The following is a 21,058-nucleotide window of genomic DNA, read 5'->3' on the forward strand; positions in this document are numbered from 1 at the left end:
ATTTTTAATTTTCAGCCGTCAGCCGTGCGCTGTCTGGCGCCGGCACCGGTTATGGAGATATTTTTTCGGTCACTATAGCCAGCTTTTTCCCGTTCATGTCTTCGGTAAGGTAAAGATAGGTATCTCCGCCGTCTTTCCATCCCAGCTTTTTCTTTACCTCTTCGGGCTTCAGCGGGAAATTGCGGCAGATAATGTTGGCCTGTTTTCCGCTGACCATATTGTTGAGACGTTTTTTGTCGAACGGGGTCACACCCCTGATCCGCATTACCCGGCCGGGGTAATGGTCCAGAGCCGTAGTATGCGTATACAAATGACTGTTCGGAGCTATTTTCTGAAGGCCGAAGCGTACGGCTGAACAGGTAAAGGCGCCGGCTTTCATTACGGCGGCATTCGGTTCATACAGATATTGCAAAGGCATGCCGTACGGAGCTATAGCCTCTTTTTCTTCTTCCAGGGTAAAGACAAACTCAGGCTGCGGGGTAGCCAGGTTGACGCAGCGAATTTCCGGCCGGGGCCGGGCCGTTTTCCGGAGAATGAAGACCAGCTCTTTTACTTCGTTTTTTTCTGCCAGGACCCAGATTTCATTCACAGTTTCCAGGCGGCTGACAGCCAGCCGGATGTCAAGCATGGGCGAATATTTCACCATAACGGCATCGGTATGCTCCAGGATCTGTGCGCGGAGGGCCGGCAGGTCAGGCAGGCAATCTTCAGGCAATACGAGCTTCCCGTTGGCCCGGTTCCGGCGTGAGGGGTCGAGGTACACCCAGTCGTACCGTTTTTCGGGCCAGGCATATTGTTCGGCCGTGAAGCGGGTAAAAGTGACGTTATCCGTGCCTAAGGCTTTAAAGTTACAGGCAGCAACCTCCGACAGGCCGGCATCCGGTTCATTATGGGTGAAATAATCAAATTTCTGAGCCAGGAAATAGCTGTCCACGCCCAGCCCGCCGGTAAGGTCCAGACCGTTTTGTCCGCCCACATATCCCGCTTTGTAACGGGCCGTGAGCTCGGAAGAGCTCTGCTCAAGGTTAATGCCGGTATACGGAAGGGTTTGGCGGTTTTCATACCAGGACGGAATTTTCTTTTCGATATCCCGGAGGTAATCCAGGTGGCCGGCAATCAGCTGCAGCAGCCCGGGTTCGTAGCGGCCGGCATGCCGCAGGGCAAATGCCGCCGGGGTGATCCGGGTAGTTTCAGCAAGGGCAATGTCACGGGCTTTTATACGGAGACCGAGGTCCCGGAGAGATTCAGACATCTTAGTCGTGGTTGCGTTCTTTCAGCTTATCCAGCAGCACCTGGTTAAAACGCTCTTCTGACACCAGCATGATCCCGTATTGCTGTTCGGAAATGACCCGCAGGAAATCTCCTTTGTACTTCCGGGTGATATCCAGCTCTTTCTGTTTCAGCTCCTGGATACGCTCCTGCTTTTTGTACGCGTCGTCGTCTTCCGAAAAATTACGGGAAAGCAGCCGGATCTCTCTCCTGATCTCCTTCCGCTGCTCATCAAAGGCATTGTAAATGGGCCAGAATTTTTCAGCCTGGCTCTTGGTGAGCTTCATGTCACTGGTGAGCTTGGCTATTTTAATCTGGAGAATACGGTCCTGTTGTGTTGAGGTTCGTGAATTCGTACTATTGGCTCTCCCGGCACCCTGTGAAAAGGCATTCAGCGAGAGCAACAGCATAAATCCTATTGAAATATATTTCATTTCTTCCTCGTAATTCTATTAAATACTTATTCCGTTTTCCATCAGGTACGAAGTAATCTCCTTATCAGAAACTTCCGAAGTCAGGAAAACGTCATTTTCATCCAGAACAAAATTCAGGTCTTCTTCCATTAAAGGCTGCTCGGACAGGTAAGCAATCATGGCATCTGAGCTGATGTTGGCCAGCTCGTCTTTCGGGGCCGGCGAATAGTTAAGCGAGAACCCGTAGGCGAGCAGGCCCACCACTGCGGCAGCTGCTGCCCCCCGGAATACCTTCACATTTCTGAACAGCCTGAACCGGTTTTTTTCAACGGTACCGGCCAGGATATCCTTCTCCAGTGAATCAAAGTATCCCGCCGGAACGGCCGGTTGCTTCAGGCCTTCCAGCTTCACTTCTGCCATGATCCGGTCTTCCAGGCTTTCAAAATAGCCCGGTTCCACAGCGGGTTGCTGCAGGCCGTCGATTTTTACACGACTGAGAATACGGCTTTCCAGGGTATCGAAATAGTCTTCCGGCGTGGCTGGGGTGAACGATTGAACCGGTGTAATGCTTACCGTAGAGAGCACATGTGCTTCCAGGTCTTCGAAGTAGTTTGACGGAACGGGCGGTTGACGCAATTGTGACAGCGCAGAGATCCTGACCTCTGATAAAAGCCGGTCTTCCAATTCCTGAAAATAAGCTTCAGGAACGGTAAAAGGGGCTTTTATTTTGCTGTTTTCCAAATCCATCGTAATTAGTAAATCTTTTTAAATAAGACTCTTTAAAATACAAATGGTTTAATGATTGGTCAAATATTCCTCTATTTTCTTAACCGCGAAATGGTAAGTGGCTTTCAGACCGCCCACGCTGGTGTCGGTAATCTCCGCTATTTCTTCGTATTTCAGGTTCTCGAAGTATTTCAGGTTGAACACCACCCGCTGCTTATCGGTTAATTCCAGCAGCGCTTTCTGCAGCTTGACCTGGATCTCGTCGCCGTCAAGGTAAGCATCGCTCCGGGGCGATTCCAGGCTGGCCACCAGCAGCTCGTTATCGTCAATAGATACCGAATTATCTTTTCTTTTCTTTTGCAGAAAAGTGAGCGCCTCGTTGGTTGCTATGCGGTAAAGCCACGTATATAATCTGGAGTCACCCCTGAATTTATCGAGGTTCCTCCAGATTTTGATGAAAGTTTCCTGGGTCACATCGTCGGCATCGTCATGGTCTACCACAATTTTCCGTACATGATAATAGATCTTCTCCTTATAGGTTTTCAGAATCATGCGGAAAGCCTGCTCGTGCGTGCTTTCATCCCCCAGAAGCGCTATGATATCTTCGTCTTTCATCGTGCGGCGATTCGCTTATTTCTTTCTGCTGATCACTTTTTGTGCCGCGGCTACAATGTTGGCGGCTTTTAACCCGTATTTTTCCATCAGCTGATCCGGTGTGCCCGATTCTCCGAACGAGTCTTTAACGGCAATGTATTCCTGGGGAGTAGGGAGGTTACCGGAAAGAAGCTGCGCCACGGCATCGCCCAGGCCGCCGTTGGCCTGGTGCTCTTCGCACGTTACCACGCACCCGGTTTTTTTCACTGACTTCAGGATGGCCGCCGTATCCAGGGGCTTGATGGTATGAATATTGATGATTTCGGCAGAAATACCCAGCTCTTCCAGCTTTTCACCGGCCTGGATGGCCTCCCATACCAGGTGACCGGTAGCAATGAGGGTCACATCAGTGCCTTCGTTAACCATCCATGCTTTGCCGATCTCAAATTTCTGATCCGGACTGGTGAAGATGGGCACTACCGGCCTGCCGAAACGCAGGTATACCGGGCCGTGATGGTCAGCTACGGCCTTGGTGGCGGCTTTGGTCTGGTTGTAGTCGCAGGGGTTGATCACCGTCATGTTGGGCATGGCCCGCATCATGGCCAGGTCTTCAAGAATCTGGTGCGTGGCACCGTCTTCTCCCAGGGTAAGACCGGCATGCGAAACGGCGATCTTCACGTTTTTGTCTGAATAGGCCACCGACTGGCGGATCTGGTCGTATACCCGGCCTGAACCGAAGTTGGCAAAGGTAGTGGCATACGGAACTTTCCCGGAGATGGAGAGACCGGCCGCTATGCCTACCATATTGGCCTCGGCAATACCGGTCTGAAAGAAGCGTTCCGGGTGATTTTTAATAAAATTGTCGAGTTTCAGCGAACCTACCAGGTCAGCACACAGGGCCACCACATTGGGGTGCGACTGGCCCAGCTCTGTCATGGCATCACCGAAGCCCGAACGGGTATCTTTTGATTCGGTATATGTATATTTTTTCATTATCGTATAATTAGCTTTGAGCTTTGAGCTATGAGCTGTGAGCTCACGGCTCATAGCTATATTAATAATCTCCGAGGGTTTGCGGTAGCTGAGCCAATGCGGCAGCCAGCTGCTCGTCGTTCGGTGCAGAACCGTGCCACTTGTGGGTTCCCATCATAAAATCTACTCCCGCACCCATGTCGGTATGCAGCAGGATCATCACGGGTTGTCCTTTACCGGTCAGGCGCCTGGCTTTCCGGAGCCCGGCCACGCATGCTTCCATGCTGTTTCCCTCTTTTATTTCCATCACGTTCCATCCGAAAGCCTTGTATTTGGCTTTGAGGTCGCGGTTGGCCATCACTTTTTCCGTAGGGCCGTCAATCTGCTGGTAGTTCAGGTCAATAATGGCCACCAGGTTATCTACTTTGTGGTGGGGGGCAAACTGGGCGGCTTCCCAGATTTGTCCTTCCTGCTGCTCGCCGTCGCCCATCAGAACGTATACGGTGCGGTCATCCCCGTCCAGCCTTTTCCCGAGTGCCGCACCTATGGCTACTGAAAGCCCCTGGCCCAGTGAACCTGAGGCTACCCGGATACCCGGAAGTCCCTCGTGCGTGGTAGGGTGCCCCTGCAGGCGGCTGTTTATTTTCCGGAATGTGGCCAGCTCTTCCACGCCAAAATACCCTCTGCGTGCCAGCACCGAGTAAAATAAGGGGGAAATGTGCCCGTTGGAAAGAAAGAACAGGTCTTCGTCCCGGCCTTCCATTTTGAAGCTGAGGTAGCTTCCTTTTCCTCTCCGGTTTGAGATTTTCATTTGCTGGAAATAGAGGGCTGTCAGTATATCTGTACATCCCAATGATCCGCCGGGGTGACCTGACTTACAGCCATGAACCATCCGTACAATGTCTCTTCGAACCTGTGAGGCTATGTCCTGAAGTTCTTTGATTTGCATTAATATAGAGTTTAAAACTTTACAAAAGTATCCATTTTCTTCCGAGCTGACAGCTCAAAGCGCAAAGAAATTCACTTTTTTCTTGTAAACTACAAAAATAGTTATATCTTTGACGTGAAAAACCAATTAAACAGTACGATGTCAGAACAATTGAGAGAATTAACCCGGGCTGAGGAGGAGATCATGCAGGTCTTGTGGGACAAAGACAGGGCGTTTGTCAAGGAGGTCATAGAAGTGCTTCCGGTACCCAAGCCCGCCTACAATACCGTTTCCACCATTATCCGGATCCTGGAGCAAAAGGGATTTGTGGCCCACCAGGCGTTCGGTAAAACCTACCAGTATTTCCCGGTGGTCAGCAAGGAAGAGTACCGGAAGTTTGTAGCCGGCAAGCTGATGAGCGGCTATTTTGATAACTCGGTGGGCAATATGCTTTCTTTTTTTGTGAAAGAACAGCAGGTAGATCTGAAAGAGGCCGATGAGCTTCTTAAAATGATAGAAGAGCTTAAAAACAAGTAAAGATCATGCACTATTTGATCCAGGTTAATCTGTATTTGATGGTATTTTCGGGGTTTTACGTTTTTTTTCTCAGGAAGGAGACGTTCTACCAGGCCAACCGGTTTTACCTCATGCTGAGCGGGATTATCTCTTTTGTTATCCCGTTTATGCATACCAGCCGGGTGCAATCGTGGTTCCTGACCCGCGAGGTCAGCGATATCATTGCGGGATACGACACCACCGCCCTGGAGGTACCCATTACGGCTGTGGCGGGTACGCACATGATTTCCCTGAATCATATTTTGCTGGGCCTTTACGTGGGCGGGCTGCTGTATTTTACCTGGGGGTTCGGGATGAGCATCTGGCGGACCGTTCGTTTTGTGTCTGACTTTGAAGATAACGAGGTGCAGGCGTTTTCGTTTTTCGGGAGAATCCGGGTAGGAAAATCGCTGGCTGGTTACAAGGCGGTGCTTGATCACGAGCGGGTTCATGTGGTGCAGTGCCATTCGTTTGATGTGATTCTGTTCGAAGTGGTCTCCATTTTGTGCTGGGTCAACCCGCTGGTTTATTTCCTGAAACGGGAGATCCGCCTGCTGCACGAGTACCAGGCCGATGAGTACGCCAGCCGCCTGGCCGGGTCCAAGGCATATTATGCCGCGCTCCTGCTGAGCCGCAGGTTCGGGGTAACGCCCGAATCTGTTTTGGGCAATGGTTTTTTCAAGCAATCGTTTCTCAAAGCACGGATACAGATGCTGAGCAAGGAAAGCTCAAACAAGCGCGCCCTCCTGAAATATGGCTTTGTAGCCCCTTTGTTCCTGGGCATGATGGTGCTGGCCTCGGCCAGCATTGCCCGGTCGGAAAACCTCGAAAAAATAGAGCAGTATTCGGAAGACCTGGTGTTTGCCAACCCGGCTCCCGGGCTGGTCCGTGATCTTAAGGAAGTGAGGATAGACCTGAGCGGTTTCCGGAAAGACGGTACCGTGAAAAGTGTGGGCGATGATGAAGACATTTCTTTCGGAAAGCGGGAAGAAGCTCAAACCGTACGGAAAAAATCACCGCCTCCGCCTCCTCCGATAGAAGTAGAAATTACGCTGAAAGCGCCCCCTCCGGTAGAAAAAACACCTAAAGACGAGGCGATATTTGTGGGTGTGGAAACCCAGCCGAACTTCCCGGGAGGCGACCAGGAGATGTATCGTTTCCTTTCCGCCAATATTAACTACCCGGCGGCGGCCACAAGGGCCAACGTGCAGGGACGGGTGGTCATCCAGTTTGTTATAGAGAAAGACGGCAGCGTATCTGCACCGAAAGTGTTGAAAGGTATAGGCTTCGGAGCCGACCAGGAGGCCGTTCGGGTGGTCAGCAGCATGCCCAAATGGTCACCCGGCATGCAGAACGGAACGCCGGTACGGGTGTACTATACTATTCCGATCATGTTTCAGCTGAGTGAATAGGAGGTATGCGGTTCCCGACTACCCTTAATTCCCCAATATCTGCTCCGAATGATTTTTGGATTGCACATCTTCAATAATGTCTGAAATGACCCCGTTTTCGTCTATGACAAACGTGGTGCGTTTCAGGCCCATGTAGTGCTTCCCGAAAGTGAACTTTTCTCCCCATACGTCGTACAGGGTGACCAGCTGATGCCCCGTATCTTCGAGCAGGTCAAAAGGAAGATCGAATTTCTTGCGGAAATTTTTGTGCGATTTTTCAGAATCCGTGCTTACCCCGAGTATTTCATATCCCTCGCTGCGGAGCTTCCCGTAGTTGTCGCGCAGGTTGCAGGCTTCAGTAGTGCAGGTAGGCGTGTTGTCTTTCGGGTAAAAATACAACACCAGCTTTTTTCCCAGGAAATCGCTTAGCTTTACCGTTTGGCCGTCCTGGTTACGGGCTTCAAAATAAGGGGCTTTATCGCCGGGTTTTAATTTCATGATGTCAGTTAAGAGTAAAGTAGTTCCGGGTATGGGCTGCTTAGGGCCGCTTAGGGAATGACGGTTTCGTACGACTGCGTATTGTTGCAGTTGTCGGTGACCTTCAGTACCAGGTTGCCGGCAAACGACTGGGAGGCATCGCGCTTCCTGGCCCAGATGGCTCCTGTTTTGTATTCATAATCCATCAGTACCCATTCGCCGTTCACGTAGCATTCTATTTTACGGATACCTGAAAGCTTGTCGGAAATGGCGAACCGCAAGGCATCGGCGTTGACCGTACGGGGAGTAATGACCGGCGGGTCAAAATCGTAGAGGGTCAGGTAGGTGCCGAATTCGCGGGTGCGGAAATGAATGGTTTTGTCTTTCCATTCGCCACCAATAAATTTCTTTTTGTTTCCTTCCAGGTAAACCTTTTGCTTTTCGGGGTAGGTGACCTGCCCGGTTTTGGTCCATTGCAGCGCGGCCTCGCCTTTGAGTGGGATGACGTCTTCGTGCAGAACCAGGGCCTCGTCGCTTACTTCGGCCAGGATATAGGCGTCATCGTAGAGGGTTTCGCTGAAATCGCCCCGCAGGTTGGGCATGTCGATCCGGGGATTCTGCAGCGTAATGGCCGTATTTACCGGGAGGCTTACTTTCTTTTCCCCCATAAAAACTTCTTCCGGGAAGCCCTCTTTGAGGTCGTAAACAGCCGTTCTGCCGCCACCGGCCGATTTCCGGGTCTGCAGGGTGATTTCCTTTCCGCCGTAGGTAATGATCCGCAGGTTTTCAGCGTCTTCTTCCGTATTTATTTTCAGGAAATTATTCATGACCGTAACAGAGGGTAGCGCGGGCTCTGACAGTATTTCCGAATTGTCTTTCAGCAGGGTAAAGGCCAGTGACGTGGTGTTGCCGTGCGAGTCGCTTACCCGTATGCTGACATCGTTTGCCGCTTTTTCAACCTTCAGCAGCCCCCAATGGTCATTGGATTCATAGAAGTCAAAGCGGTTGGCCTCTTCTACGTAGCATTTGTGAATTTTCTGGTTGTTTTTGATGAGTCTTTCGTAGTCGACATGAATGTTCATGTCGAGCTTGCTATGAAATGCCATGCGGTCAAGCCGGTACCGGTATTCTCTTTTGTCGTTCATTTTCAGCTCAATTTCATTCACGCCCAGCCGGAAGGGAGAATTGGCTGCCTTGTCGTAGGTGAGTACTTCCACGCCAACGAGGCCGGTGGCTTTCACCTGGCGGGGCAGCACGTACCGGTTGCCCTGTTTGACGGGCTTAAAGTCAAAGCTGCCGAACCTGCCGTTGATGCGGGCATCGGCCGACATGCATTTCAGGGTGATGAGCTCAATAACGGGCGGGGTAATGTCTCTGAGCTCTTTAAAGCCGAACTGCTGGGGATCAAGCGCATTTTCTTTTTCATCCCTGATCTCAAAATGCAGGTGCGGGCCTGCCGATCCGCCGGTGTTTCCCGACAGGGCCACAAAGTCGCCCTGCTTGTAATTGAAGCGGCCGGGCTCTACCGGAACGTCAATTTCCCATATTTTTTGCTCATATTGCCTCGAGGTCAGGTAGTGGCTTAGCTCGCTGTTAAATTCTTTCAGGTGGGCATAAACGGTGGTATAACCGTTGGGATGGGTGATGTAAAGCACATTGCCGTACCCGCCGTTTTGTACGCGGATCCGGGAAACATACCCGTCTGCTGCGGCCACTACCCGCTTACCTTCCTGTCCGCCTGTTCGCACATCCAGGCCCGAATGAAAGTGGTTGATCCGGATGTCACCGAAGCACCCCGAGAGGGAAGTGACCTGTCCCGGGTTAATGGGCATAATAAAGTATCCTTTGGGGAAACTTTGCTGAGCCCGGGAGGTGAAAGGAAGTATAAGCGTGAAAGCAAGCAGTAATTTCTTCATATATTTTACGGGTTCCGGGGCTGAGCTCCGGTTTCATTAACGGGTCAGGCCGGTATTTTGCCGGCCGGCAGCAGCATTATTTAACTTCAAAGTCGAGCAAAACCTGCCCTTCAAGGCTGCCCGTCAGGCGGTCGCCGGGATGAACGGGTCCTACGCCGGCGGGCGTGCCGGTAAAGATCAGGTCGCCGGTTTTCAGGGTAAAATAGCGGGAGACAAACGATACCAGGTAATCAAACGGGTAGATCATGAGCGAGGTATTGCCCGTTTGCCTTACTTCCCCGTTTATTTCCAGCTGAAAATTCAGGTTTTTGAGGTCGTAATTTTCTTTCGGAAGGAAAACCGATACGGGGGCCGAGTCGTTAAACCCCTTGGCCAGGTCCCAGGGCAGGCCTTTGGCCTTTAGCCTGGCCTGGATGTCTCTTGCGGTGAAATCAATGCCCAGACCGATTTCTTCGTAGTATTTATGGGCGAACTTTTCTTCGATATTTTTCCCCGTTTTTGAAATTTTCAGCACGATTTCGAGTTCATGATGTATATCCTGCGAAAAACCGGGATAGTAAAAAGGTTCGTTGTTTTTCAGAACGGCCGTTTCGGGCTTTGAAAAGATGACCGGCTCATCGGGTGTCTGATTGCCCAGTTCTTTAATATGTTCCAGGTAGTTTCTGCCTACAGCTAAGATTTTCATTCCCTGTGTTATGACTTTTTTGACAAATTTACGTCTAAACATTAAATTGCGAAAACTTAATTTTTCTTTTTAAAAATGAATAAAATAACGAGGATATTAACGGGTGCGGCTTTCATGGCTGTTTTTGTATGGTCATGCCAGCGGGTGCCGCTGACCAACCGCAAGCAATTTGTAGGCCTGGTGAGCTCAGGGGAGATGATGAGCCTGAGCTATACGGAGTACAAGGGTTTCCTGGATACTTCCAAGGTATTGCCGGCATCGAATGCCAATTCACAGATGGTGACACGGGTAGGCGAGCGCATCCGGAAAGCAGCAGAAGATTACCTCATTCAGAATAAGATGGGGCACCTGCTCGACGGCTACCAATGGGAGTTCCGTACGGTAGAGAGCAAAGAGGTGAACGCCTGGTGCATGCCCGGTGGTAAAGTCTGCTTTTATACCGGCATTCTACCGATCTGTAAGACGGAAGAGGGTATTGCCGTGGTTATGGGCCATGAGGTGGCGCACGCCATTGCAGAGCATGGCCGGGAACGTATGAGCAACGCCATGGTGGCGCAGGGCTTTACCCAGGTAGGGGCGCTGGCTACCGGTATAGCCACGGGCAACCAGGAGCTGATGAACCTTGCCGGGCAGATCCTGGGCGTAGGAACTACCGTAGGGGCGGTTCTCCCCAACAGCCGGAAGCAGGAAGCCGAAGCCGATAAGATCGGGTTGATTTTTATGTCGATGGCCGGGTATAACCCCAGGGAAGCCGTTGATTTCTGGAAACGTATGGCCGAAGCCGGTAAGAATTCACAGAAACCACCGAAAATGCTGTCTACGCACCCTTCTGACGAAAGCCGTATTGCCGAGCTGGAGAAAAACATGGAGATTGCCATGAAGTACTATAATGCGTATGCCGGACGGCGATAGTCCTGCTTTTTCGTGAATTTGTTTTTTTGTAATTCTGCTTTTTCGTTTTGTCTGAAGCGATTAATCCGTAACGCCAAAAAAACAAATTCACGAAAAACAAATTCACGAAATTCCTCCTCCACATACCACCCGCCCGTGCTTTTACGTTTACAAGCTACCGGGTGCTAAAATTATTTATGAGATTTCTGATCCTTTTTCTGATCACCAGCTGCAGCGTATCTGCACAGGGGCTTGTTTCGGAGAGTTTTTTTGAAGCAAATGAGGTTAACCGGAAGAACCTGGTGACCTTTACACACGTGCCTTTTCTTTTGCTGCGGGTGAACCCTTCGCAATGGCTGGGGTACAACAATACCTTCCAGTTCGGGGCAGAGGTGGCTCCGCCGGTGGGGAAGCTCAGCTTTGCCTTTGATTACGGTACGGGCAAAGGGAAAAACAACCTGAACAAGCAGGTGCGGGCCTTTCAGCCCGATAACCGGAACAAAGAGCTCAGGGGTGAAATCCGGGCCTATTTCTCTGACTGGTTCCCGTTTTATGCGTTAGACAAGAAGCCCTTTGGCCGGTACTATGCGCTGGAATATGTGAACGGAACTTACGACCGGAACCTGGGCATACCGGCAGGCGGAGCCGCCGTTAACGGGGACAATGCCCTTTCGTGGATGCAGTCCACGCGTGAAAAGACCCATGTGGTGCATGTAAAGTTCGGCCGTCATATCCACCTGCACCGCCACCTGTTCCTCGATGTATACGGGGGCATAGGAGCGGGAAAGTCGACCTTTACCCTGGCAGACGGCACACCGCTGGAGAAAGGCCGTTTGTATAACCCGGCAGAGATGGATTTTTGGTCGCACAAACGGTATGAGAGCCCGAAAACCAAACAGTATTTTTTCAGTAAAACCCTGGGTGTACGAATTGTAGTTCCGATATGAGAAAGCTGCTGATGATAGGAAGCCTGCTGACGCTGGCCTCGTGCTGGGCGCCCCGCTGCCCGGTAGACGGCTGCCAGTTTGTGCGTGAACACCGGCACAGTGACCTGGTAACGGGTACTTTCCGCAGCCGGTATATGGTGATGCCGCGGGTGCATTTTTTCTGGGACGGCACCAATAAAGGCGAAAAGCTGCCCGATCCCGACCTAGCCCCTAAAAATACAAGCAAGAAGGTAAGGAAGAAGTTTCCGTGGGAGAGATGGTAGCTTACCGCTTATACTTGTCGTTCAATCCTTTCCCCTCAAGAACCAGCGGCTTGATTTTCTCCAGCCGGGTGAGCCTGGTTTTTTCCTGTTTGGCGTCGTTGAAGTATTCGATGTATTCTTTCTGCTTTCCCGGTGTGAGCTTGCTGAAGGCCAGCTGAAAGGCCGGGTCTGCCTGCAGATGCTCTTTGAGCAGGCCCGCAGGTTCAGCGGGCTTTGATCTGGCCGGCCGGATCTCCCTGCCGTCTTTTACGGTCTGTATGGCTTCGAGAATGTAGGCGGTGATTTTCTTTTCGTCCATTTGAGACACATCGGTGAAGCGCCACTGCCGGAGCGCTTTGGTTTTCCCTTCCGAGGCGCTGATAAGCACTTTTTCTGTGTCTTCCAGGAATACCCCGTTATGAAACCATACGGAGAAGAATTCTTTAAAGCCGCCCCAGCTCACCACGTTTTTTCCCTGGAAAGTATATATATCCGAGCCCCACTTGAATTCTTTTTTGAGGTCCATCCGGTTGATAATGCCCTGCATGATCTCAACGGCTTCCTTCCAGCTTTCACGGTACTGGTGCCAGTTCGGGCGGTTCCGGTCTTTGAGGAGGTCGATATTGAAGTACAGGAGCCGGCGGATGAGGTCTTCCGGAAGGGGCTGATCAAGCGGGATCCGGATAGCCCCCCTGGAAGTGGGGTAGGCGCTGATGTCTTCCGCAAAATGTTCGATCGCCGCAGCCCCGGGGTAGATGCCCAGGTGGTTCTTAAAAAGGGCGAAATGAATTATATTGCCGGTATACCGGTAAGTAGGAATACGGTAGGAGATGGTTTCTTTGGTACCGGCAGGCACGGTTTCCTGTATTACCTGCCGAACTCTTTCCAGCAGCGGCCTGTGTTCTGCAGGAGCCTGCCGGATGTATTCGTCGACGGTAGAGACGGCATCCATAGTCAGATCCGGGTATATTTTTTACTCAGGTAGTCTAGGGTATCCTCCATCAGCTTTACCAGGGCATCTTCGTGAATATCGGCCATCTTTTTCACGTAAATGCAGGCTTTGCCCATGGTGAACTTCCCGAGGCCGTTCAGCAGGTGTTCCCGGGTCTCGTCGCCGGTGTATACATACAGGGAAATGGCTGATTTTCTCGGCGAAAAACCGATCAGCGGGGCCGTGCCTTCGTGGCCGCTGTCGTATGTATACCGGTATTCCCCGAAGCCGATGATGGAAGGACCGAACATGCGGGGCTCTTCGCCCGAAACGCGTTTCATAAGCTCCGTCAGCCGGTAGCTGTCTTTCTTTTTCTGATCGTTGTCAACGCCTTCTATGAAGGTGTTCACGTTCCCGTCGGTATAGCCGGTTGCCATATGCAGAATGAGGAATCATAAATTCCTCAAAGCTAGTTAAAAAAATCTTTCATTTTGGCAAAAAATCCTTTTCCTTCATTGCCGGCTTTGGGCTGGAAGTTCTGGGAGTCTCTCAGCTTGTAAAGCATTTCTCTTTCTTCCTGGCTCAGGGCCTTGGGCGTGTACACATTGACATAGATGAGCTGATCGCCCACGCCGTACCCGTTGATGTCTTTGATGCCTTTGCCTTTGAGGCGCAGCACTTCACCGGCCTGGGTACCCGGCTTGATATTGATTTTTACCCGGCTGCCGATAGAAGGAACTTCCACATCGGCTCCGAGGGCCAGGTCAGCAAAGTTCAGCATGAGGTCATACGCCACATTGTTGCCGTCGCGCTTCAGGGTAGGGTGCTCTTCTTCTTCGATCATGATGAGCAGGTCACCTGCCACACCGCCGCGGGCGGGCACGTTTCCTTTTCCTGACATAGACAGCTGCATGCCTTCTGCCACACCGGCCGGGATTTTGATGGAGAGCATGTCTTCTTCCAGCACACGGCCTTCGCCGAAACAGGCTTCGCAGCGTTCAATCACCACTTTACCTTCGCCGTTACAGGCAGGACAGGTATTGGTGGTCACCATCTGGCCCAGCATGGTCTGCTGTACCCGCTTAATCTGGCCTGTTCCGTTACAGGTGGAACAGGTCTGGAGTGAGTTGCCGTGTTTTGAGCCGTTGCCGCTGCAGGATTTACAGGCCGTATACCGTTTTACCTTGATTTTTTTCTCTACCCCGTTAGCTACATCTTCGAGGTCGAGCTTCAGCTTGATCCGGAGGTCAGAACCTTTACGAACGGCCCTGCGGCCTCCGCCACCGCCACCGAAGAAGCTGCTGAAAGGACTGCTGTCGCCAAAGATATCGCCAAACTGGCTGAAGATATCTTCCATGTTGAAGCCTCCGGCTCCACCGCCGCCGAAACCGCCGTTCACACCCTGGTGGCCAAACCTGTCATAGCGTGCCTTTTTGTCAGGATCCGAGAGAACGCTGTATGCTTCGGCGATCTCCTTAAATTTTTCTTCCGCTTCTTTATCGCCCGGGTTTTTATCGGGATGATACTTGATTGCCAGTTTCCGGTAAGCCTTTTTAAGGTCATCCTGGCTTACATTCTTGTCTACTCCCAGTAATTCGTAGTAATCTTTTTTCGCCATTTTGTTTTTACCTTAATTCCCTACAACCACTTTGGCGTATCGGATCACCTTGTCGTTCAGGAAATATCCCTTTTCCAGTTCATCTACAACTATTCCTTTTTTATCGTCGCCTGCCGGAAATTGCGTAACGCATTCGTGCAGTTCCACATCAAAAGGCTGGTCTTTTGCTTCCAGGCTTTTCAGTCCTTTGCTTTCAAGAACTTTGAGAAATTTCTGGTATATCAGATCCGTTCCTTCCCGGAGGGTGTTAACGTCATCGGTTTTGTCCATTGCTTCCTTGGCCCGCTGGAAGTCGTCAAGCACGGGCAGAAGGTCTTTCATCAGCCCTTCTGTGGCATTCAGGATCATTTCTCCCTTTTCTTTGGCGGTTCTTTTTCTGAAATTGTCAAATTCAGAGTATAGTCTCAGGTATTTATCTTTGGCTTCAGCAAGCTCAGCCGTGAGTTTCTCTACTTCGGAAAGTTCGGCATCCGTAGCTAATTCAGGTTCTTCTGCTTTGTTTACTTCTTCTTGTTCCATTACGAATGTTTACTGTTTTGTCAGTTGGGTTCCAGCAATAATTACTCCATAGCACAAATTACTGTCACTTTGACAGTAATTTGTGAAAGTACGGCGGGAGGATCAGCAGTGGTCAACCTGCCGGTAGCCTACAGCAGCTCGGAGATGATCTTCTCTGTAGTTACGCCTTCTGCTTCGGCTTTAAAGTTTCTTACGATCCGGTGCCTCAGGATAGGGTAGGCCACGGCTTTGATATCTTCGATGTCCGGGGAGTATTTCCCATTGAACAGGGCATGGCATTTGGCGGCCAGCACCATGTTCTGCGATGCCCTCGGGCCTGCACCCCATTCCAGGTAGGTTCTGGCCTGCGCGGAGGCGTCAGCGATATTCGGACGGGTCTTGTGCACCAGCCTTACGGCATATTCCACCACGTTATCTGCTACAGGCACTTTCCGGATCAGCTGCTGAAATTCAATGATCTCTTCGGCGGTCAGTATTTTATCTACCTGTACCGTACGGCTGGAAGTGGTATTTTTCACGATCTGCATTTCCTGCTCAAAAGTAGGGTAGTCGAGGCTCACCATGAACATGAAGCGGTCCAGCTGGGCTTCGGGCAGGGGATAGGTACCTTCCTGCTCAATGGGGTTTTGGGTGGCCAGTACAAAGAAAGGCCGTGAGAGGTTATGCTTTTGTCCCGACACCGTTACGGCATATTCCTGCATGGCTTCCAGCAGGGCTGACTGGGTTTTGGGAGGGGTACGGTTGATCTCATCGGCCAGGATGATGTTGGCAAATACGGGACCTTTAACAAATTTAAAATTCCGGTTGTTGTCAAGCGTTTCCGAACCCGTAATATCAGAAGGCATGAGATCAGGGGTAAACTGGATACGGTTAAACTCCAGGTCAAGGGCCGAAGCAATGGTCTGCACCAGCAGGGTCTTGGCCAGGCCGGGCACGCCTACCAGCAGGCAATGGCCCTGGCAGAAAACGGCTGTCAGCAGCAGCTTAACCGTTTCTTCCTGTCCTACAATGACTTTACCTATCTCTTTCGCCAGCTCTTCGTATCTGAGCTTTAAAGCATCAGCAGCTTCTACGTCTGATTTCACGTTTTTATCTTTTAAACAGGTTACAGGTTTCGTATTCTTTGTCGATATTGATATAGACTTCGGAAAGCGCTTCGCCAAACCAGTCCTCTATCCGTTTGTTCTGTTTGAGGTTCAGGGCATACCCTTTGAGCTCTTCGTAATCGTCTTTCAGGTTGATCTGGTGCCCTTCTTTTTTGGCAATGACCTTGATCAGCCGCATCCCTGTTTTTCCCTGGGCAGTACGGTAGTTGGCCGGTGCGCTGATGTCGCCCAGCTTCAGGGAGCTTACCACGAAATAAAGGCCGGGCTCCATGTTTACGTCAACGGTTTGCCAGGTTTCACCGGTCTGCGGATTGACAACGATACCGCCGGCGTCTTTGGTCAGGTCATCCTGCGAGTGGAGCTTCACCATTTTGTTCCAGTCAAGGGTATCGGCAATGATCACTTTTCTCAGGCTGTCGAGGTACCTCTTGGGCTCGTCGGTGCTCAGGATGAGGTAATCGGGCATGAGCAGGATGTGCCGGGCGCGGTATTCCTGGCCTCTTTTGCCGAGTGTCTGGATCAGGTGAAAGCCGTATTCCGATTCAACTATGTCAGATAGCTTACCGGTATCCTGGTTCATGGCAGCCGCTTCAAATTCGGGTACCATGGATCCCCTTTTGGTCCAGCCCAGGTCGCCGCCGTTAGCGGCACTTCCCTGGTCTTCGGAGTATTCTTTGGCCATGGCGGCAAAGTCTTCCCCGTTCTGTATGCGTTGCTTGATTCCCTGCAGCTTGGTAACCAGGTCATGGCGAAGCTCGGGAGTAACCGGTGCCAGGCGCACGATCTGCGAAAGCTGTACGCGGGTACCTACCGTGGGGAGGCTGTCTTTCGGAATGCTCTCAAAGAATTTTTTTACTTCCTGCGGAGTGACCTTTACCTTTTCAAAAATGGTTTGCTTCATTTTTTCGGCGGTCATCTGCTCTTTAAGCTCGGTACGGAATTCGTTTTTGAGGGTTTCAATGGATTTCCCGAACTGGTCCACGATATTTTTCTCGTTACCGTAGAGGGTGACCATCTGGTTCATCCGGGCATCGAGCTGCTCTTTGATCTGGTCATTTTCCACAATCACCGAGTCTATTTCTGCCTTGGCTACCAGCAGCTTCTGGATGGCCATACTCTCCAGCGCTTCACAGCTGCTTACCTTGTGTCCTTCTTTCTCGTAGCGGGCTTTTATCCCCTCTACTTCTGACTTGAGTATGTAATAGTTATCAATTTTAGCAATGATTTTATCTACGTTGGTGGACTGGCCGAAAGAGATCAGCGGAGCAGCCAGGCTAAAGGCCAACACTATTTTCTTAAACATTTACTTGCTCTTTTTTAAATCGTTAATAATCTCGTTTAATTCCGAAGAATTATAGTTTAGTTTAAATTTATCTGCCAGCTTCTTCTGAAGCTCGTCTTTCAGCGAATCCTGGTATTTCCGGATGACATCGGTTTTATAGTCTTTGTACGTGCCTCGTACTTTTCTTGTTTTCAGCGTGTATTCTTCCACTCTTCCGTCGAGCCGGATAATACCGCTTTTGTTTCCCCAAGAGGTTTTCATTTTGGATTCAAATTCACCCCGGCTCACCGTGAAGGTGTCGTAAGTGACGGCATCCGGATTTTTGGAGTTGAAGGTTGCGACCAGGTCAGACTCGAGGTTACTGAAGAACGAGAAGGTAACCGTCTGGTTTTTTGACCAGTCGAAACGATCGTGGATCACCGAGCTCCGGTAATTCACTTCCGAAATCCGTTTCAAAGGTAGTCCATTTTTTACTAAATAGTTCACTACCTCCTTTATTCTTAGCTCGGAAACCTCTTCTTCTTCCTTCGCATCGGTATGTCCGCCTATTTCCACAATGTATCCCGGGTTCTTGTCCATGATCTCGATCAGTCCCTGCAGCTTCCGCATATCCTGCTCGGTCAGGGCAAATTCGTTCTGAGGATACAGGATGGGAACGATACCCCGGTAGAGCTTATAAGGTTTCGGTGCGGCGGTCAGCTCTTTGAACCTGGTATACACGTCTTCACCGGCAAAGCTCATGACCGAGAGCGTCCCGGTTTCGTTGGGTGTGAAGAGGTCCTTGTTTTTTTCGTAGAATTTTTTCTGGCCCAGGGTATCCTGCAGCGATTTTTCCAGGACATACCGGTTCAGGAATTCGGTGTAGAGGATGTTCTCTTCCTCTGCTTTCATCCACCGCTGCAGTTCAGGATTCTGCTGAAGCACGGCCTGCTCCTGGTAGCGGGTGATGGCTGAATTCAGGAATTTATCGAAGAGCATGGTAAATATTTCTGCGGGGTTTTCGCCCGGCCATTTTTCAAATTCCTGGCGTTCTTCCACAAATTCGTAAAAGTCGCCCACGGTAAGCACCGAATCGTTGATGGTGACCAGCGCATCGTTCAGGATAACGGTAGACGGTTTCTGCCAGTTACGGCTGAGGATACGTACGCTGGAGAAACGAAGGGCGTTATCCAGCACATCCTGCCTGATCTGTACCCGGTTATTTTTCCGGAAGTTGGTGATCTGCCGGTTGAGCAGGTATTCGGCGCGGGAGTCGGTAGTGAGCTTGTTCTCGTTCTGCCGGATAAAATCTTCTTTTGGAAGTGGCTTGAATTTGTCGATCATGCGCACCAGGTGAAGGCCGGTAGAGGATTGGATGGGTTTCGATACTTCTCCTTTTTTGAGGGCAAAGACGGCTTCTTCAAAGGCGGCTTCGGTTTTACCCACGCCAAACGGGGCCAGCATTCCGTTATTGGGCTTGGAGTTGAAGTCATCGGAAAACTGCTGTACGAGGTCTTCGAATTTAGCTCCTTTTTCAATCTCGTTACGAAGCGAGTCGAGCTGGTTATAGAGCTTGTTGACCTCTGCGGGAGGCATATCTTTGGGGATATGCTTGAAGATATGCTGCACCTGTACGGTACCGCTGTTGCGGCGCACGTCGTTTACTTTGATGATATGGTAGCCGGCTGAAGTTCTCACGGGCAGGGAAACCGAGTCTTTCGGAATGGAATATACGGCGGTTTCGAGCGGGTAAACCAGGTAAAATACGGAGAACCACCCCAGGGAGCCGCCATTGAGGACGGTTTTCGGGTCTTTCGACCAGCGTTTGGCCTGGGTGTCGAAATCGTTATTCCGGATCGCCAGGTTACGGATATTCATGAGGTCGCGGTAGAGCTTCAGGGTATCGGCCGGTGAAGCATACGGCGAAAGGGGTACAAATATATGCGAGGCGTTCACTTCTTTCAGGTACCGCTCGTAGGCTTCGTTGCCGAGGCGCCGGATCTCGGCGTCGTCTTCGAGGGCATCAGCGGCCGCCAGCTGAAGATGGGAGGCGATCTGCTCCCGGAAGTTCTGCGTGGTGTCCATGCCGAGGTCGCGGGCTTCTGCTACAAAAAGCTTTCGCTGGATGACCTCGCGGATAATGTCGTCATTGCTACCCGAGTCAAGTGCGGTAGTGTTTTCCAGCAGTACGGAGAAGTCGTTCCGGGTTACTCCTTTTCCTGCCAGGCTGATGACCGGCGGTTCGGGAACAACAGCTGCCGGAACCGGGCCCGCCACTTTCTGGCTACCGGATTTAAAGGAGGGCTTGGTACAGGCAAGAATAAAAAAGGATAAGACGAAAGCAATATATTTTATATGAAATGGCATAAGATCACTGTTAGTTCCGGACCCGATCTCCGGGCCGGGAGTAAAATCTGTCAGAAAAATAACACTAAAATGTAAGAAATATTATATCAGAGCCCATTAAAACTCCCGGTTGGGTTGCGGTTCCTGCTGCGACAGGCAGTGGAAGCTGCCCAGGCCCCAGATAATTTCGGTTGAATCAATGCCCGTAACCACCCGGTCGCTGAAGCATTGCTGCAGCAGCTCCAATGCTTGGTCGTCTTTGTCTGAGCGGTAGGTGGGTACAATTACATGGCCGTTGGTAATCAGGAAATTAGCATAGGATGCCGGCAGCCGGAGCCCCTCCGAGTAAACGGGATCGGGCATTTGTATTTCTATTATATTCAGCTGCTTGCCGTTAGGCAGGCGCATTTTTTTCAGGAGCTTCAGGTTTTCTTCCAGGAGCGCGTGATTGGCATCGTTTTTATTGGCTTCTACCACGGTAATAACGGTGTCTTCGTTCACAAACCGGACCGTATCGTCAATGTGCCCGTCGGTATCATCGCCTGCAATGCCGTCTTCTACCCACAGCACCTGTTCCACGCCATAAAAATCGCAGAGGTATTTTTCAATCTGTGCCTGGCTGAGGTGGGGGTTCCTGTTTTTGTTCAGGAGGCAGGAACGGCTGGTCAGCACGGTGCCTTTCCCGTTAAATTCTACCGAGCCGCCTTCCATCACGATGCCCGGGCTGACCACGGGCAGCTGCAGAGCACCGGCTATTTTCTGCGGAATGGCGTTGTCGCTGTCAAAAGGCGGGTATTTGCCACCCCAGGCATTGTATTCCCAGTCTACGATCATCCGGGAATCGTTGAATTTATTGACCAGGAAAGCCGGGCCGTGGTCGCGGCACCAGGAGTCATTGGTTGCAAACGGGAAGATCTCAACCCGGGCAGGGTCAATGCCTGCCTGCTGTATACGGGCTTCAACCAGGTGCCGGGCATTTTCATCTGCGGCATTGATCCTGACCTTCTGGCTAAGCGAAATGGTTCTGATGAGCTCAAAGTAGGCAGGCCAGATCTTTTCAAACCGGTCTTCCCAGGTTTCCCTGTTCACCGGAAAGCTTAACCAGGTCGCTACTTGCGGGTGCCATTCGGCAGGGAAAAAATAACCGTTTTCGGATGGTTTGATCATCTTGCTTTATAATTAAGCTGCAAAATTAGCCCTTTTGCCGCTGTCAGCCAAACAAGCACAGGAAACAAGCCTCACGGCACAGGGCTGCCGGGCGGCTGAGAGCG

22 protein-coding genes are annotated in these 21,058 nt (G+C 51.0%); 5 read left to right on the top strand and 17 right to left on the bottom strand.

Annotated features, from left to right (window positions below; translation table 11 throughout):
* Positions 1-49: 49 nt before the first annotated feature.
* From AB2U10_RS07780 to AB2U10_RS07805, 6 genes are all read right to left on the bottom strand, one after another.
* Positions 50-1,252 carry a THUMP-like domain-containing protein gene (locus tag AB2U10_RS07780; RefSeq protein WP_367915175.1) on the bottom strand — a complete coding sequence of 401 codons (1,203 nt, stop codon included), beginning with the start codon at positions 1,250-1,252 and terminating at the stop codon, positions 50-52.
* A 1-nt stretch (position 1,253) separates the two neighbouring features.
* Positions 1,254-1,703: a hypothetical protein gene (locus AB2U10_RS07785; protein ID WP_367915176.1), complete on the bottom strand. Its 450-nt coding sequence runs from the start codon at positions 1,701-1,703 to the stop codon at positions 1,254-1,256.
* A gap of 18 nt (positions 1,704-1,721) precedes the next feature.
* On the bottom strand, positions 1,722-2,429 hold the full coding sequence (locus tag AB2U10_RS07790; protein WP_367915177.1) for a hypothetical protein: 708 nt from the start codon (positions 2,427-2,429) through the stop codon (positions 1,722-1,724).
* Positions 2,430-2,477: 48 nt separating this feature from the next.
* Positions 2,478-3,023: an RNA polymerase sigma factor gene (locus AB2U10_RS07795; protein ID WP_367915178.1), complete on the bottom strand. Its 546-nt coding sequence runs from the start codon at positions 3,021-3,023 to the stop codon at positions 2,478-2,480.
* 15 nt (positions 3,024-3,038) lie between these two features.
* Positions 3,039-3,995, bottom strand: coding sequence for a transketolase family protein (locus AB2U10_RS07800; RefSeq protein ID WP_367915179.1), 957 nt, complete (start codon positions 3,993-3,995; stop codon positions 3,039-3,041).
* Positions 3,996-4,056: 61 nt separating this feature from the next.
* Positions 4,057-4,923, bottom strand: coding sequence for a transketolase (locus tag AB2U10_RS07805; RefSeq protein WP_367915180.1), 867 nt, complete (start codon positions 4,921-4,923; stop codon positions 4,057-4,059).
* A 138-nt stretch (positions 4,924-5,061) separates the two neighbouring features.
* Here AB2U10_RS07805 and AB2U10_RS07810 point away from each other — a divergent pair, with 138 nt between their 5' ends.
* Both AB2U10_RS07810 and AB2U10_RS07815 read left to right on the top strand, forming a co-directional pair.
* The gene (locus AB2U10_RS07810) at positions 5,062-5,439 is read left to right on the top strand and encodes a BlaI/MecI/CopY family transcriptional regulator (protein WP_367915181.1); all 378 of its coding nucleotides are present in this window, start codon (positions 5,062-5,064) and stop codon (positions 5,437-5,439) included.
* Between the two features lie 5 nt (positions 5,440-5,444).
* Complete coding sequence (locus AB2U10_RS07815) at positions 5,445-6,869, top strand: TonB family protein (protein ID WP_367915182.1); 1,425 nt, start codon at positions 5,445-5,447, stop codon at positions 6,867-6,869.
* 24 nt (positions 6,870-6,893) lie between these two features.
* Here AB2U10_RS07815 and bcp read toward each other — a convergent pair whose 3' ends face one another.
* From bcp to AB2U10_RS07830, 3 genes are all read right to left on the bottom strand, one after another.
* Positions 6,894-7,346, bottom strand: coding sequence for a thioredoxin-dependent thiol peroxidase (gene bcp / locus AB2U10_RS07820; protein WP_367915183.1), 453 nt, complete (start codon positions 7,344-7,346; stop codon positions 6,894-6,896).
* A gap of 50 nt (positions 7,347-7,396) precedes the next feature.
* Positions 7,397-9,241 carry a M23 family metallopeptidase gene (locus tag AB2U10_RS07825; RefSeq protein WP_367915184.1) on the bottom strand — a complete coding sequence of 615 codons (1,845 nt, stop codon included), beginning with the start codon at positions 9,239-9,241 and terminating at the stop codon, positions 7,397-7,399.
* 76 nt (positions 9,242-9,317) lie between these two features.
* Positions 9,318-9,926: a fumarylacetoacetate hydrolase family protein gene (locus AB2U10_RS07830; protein WP_367915185.1), complete on the bottom strand. Its 609-nt coding sequence runs from the start codon at positions 9,924-9,926 to the stop codon at positions 9,318-9,320.
* Positions 9,927-10,001: 75 nt separating this feature from the next.
* Between AB2U10_RS07830 and AB2U10_RS07835 the strand changes: the two genes are divergently transcribed.
* The 3 genes from AB2U10_RS07835 (at position 10,002) to AB2U10_RS07845 (ending at position 12,027) form a co-directional block, all read left to right on the top strand.
* The gene (locus tag AB2U10_RS07835) at positions 10,002-10,838 is read left to right on the top strand and encodes a M48 family metallopeptidase (RefSeq protein WP_367915186.1); all 837 of its coding nucleotides are present in this window, start codon (positions 10,002-10,004) and stop codon (positions 10,836-10,838) included.
* 176 nt (positions 10,839-11,014) lie between these two features.
* Positions 11,015-11,764 carry a hypothetical protein gene (locus tag AB2U10_RS07840; RefSeq protein WP_367915187.1) on the top strand — a complete coding sequence of 250 codons (750 nt, stop codon included), beginning with the start codon at positions 11,015-11,017 and terminating at the stop codon, positions 11,762-11,764.
* Positions 11,761-12,027: a hypothetical protein gene (locus AB2U10_RS07845; protein ID WP_367915188.1), complete on the top strand. Its 267-nt coding sequence runs from the start codon at positions 11,761-11,763 to the stop codon at positions 12,025-12,027. Before AB2U10_RS07840 ends, AB2U10_RS07845 begins: the two co-directional genes overlap by 4 nt.
* A gap of 1 nt (position 12,028) precedes the next feature.
* Here AB2U10_RS07845 and AB2U10_RS07850 read toward each other — a convergent pair whose 3' ends face one another.
* The 8 genes from AB2U10_RS07850 to AB2U10_RS07885 all read right to left on the bottom strand — a co-directional run bounded on the left by AB2U10_RS07850 (position 12,029) and on the right by AB2U10_RS07885 (position 20,954).
* Positions 12,029-12,958: a DUF1801 domain-containing protein gene (locus AB2U10_RS07850; protein ID WP_367915189.1), complete on the bottom strand. Its 930-nt coding sequence runs from the start codon at positions 12,956-12,958 to the stop codon at positions 12,029-12,031.
* Between the two features lie 2 nt (positions 12,959-12,960).
* Positions 12,961-13,374 (bottom strand): DUF1801 domain-containing protein, encoded by a 414-nt coding sequence (locus tag AB2U10_RS07855; protein ID WP_367915190.1) that lies wholly within the window; start codon positions 13,372-13,374, stop codon positions 12,961-12,963.
* A gap of 32 nt (positions 13,375-13,406) precedes the next feature.
* Positions 13,407-14,555: a molecular chaperone DnaJ gene (gene dnaJ / locus AB2U10_RS07860; RefSeq protein ID WP_367915191.1), complete on the bottom strand. Its 1,149-nt coding sequence runs from the start codon at positions 14,553-14,555 to the stop codon at positions 13,407-13,409.
* Positions 14,556-14,567: 12 nt separating this feature from the next.
* Complete coding sequence (locus AB2U10_RS07865) at positions 14,568-15,074, bottom strand: nucleotide exchange factor GrpE (RefSeq protein WP_367915192.1); 507 nt, start codon at positions 15,072-15,074, stop codon at positions 14,568-14,570.
* A gap of 128 nt (positions 15,075-15,202) precedes the next feature.
* A complete protein-coding gene (locus AB2U10_RS07870; protein WP_367915193.1) occupies positions 15,203-16,159 on the bottom strand; it encodes an AAA family ATPase in 957 nt (318 codons plus the stop codon).
* A gap of 4 nt (positions 16,160-16,163) precedes the next feature.
* Positions 16,164-17,483 carry a peptidylprolyl isomerase gene (locus AB2U10_RS07875; protein ID WP_367915194.1) on the bottom strand — a complete coding sequence of 440 codons (1,320 nt, stop codon included), beginning with the start codon at positions 17,481-17,483 and terminating at the stop codon, positions 16,164-16,166.
* Entirely contained in the window at positions 17,484-19,808 is a 2,325-nt protein-coding gene (locus AB2U10_RS07880) for a peptidylprolyl isomerase (RefSeq protein ID WP_367915195.1), read from the bottom strand. It lies immediately after the preceding gene.
* 96 nt (positions 19,809-19,904) lie between these two features.
* Positions 19,905-20,954 carry an agmatine deiminase family protein gene (locus AB2U10_RS07885; RefSeq protein ID WP_367915196.1) on the bottom strand — a complete coding sequence of 350 codons (1,050 nt, stop codon included), beginning with the start codon at positions 20,952-20,954 and terminating at the stop codon, positions 19,905-19,907.
* Between the last annotated feature and the right edge of the window lie 104 nt (positions 20,955-21,058).

The sequence above is a fragment of the Leadbetterella sp. DM7 genome (assembly GCF_040829825.2).
In the GTDB taxonomy this organism is placed as follows: Bacteria; Bacteroidota; Bacteroidia; order Cytophagales; family Spirosomataceae; genus Leadbetterella.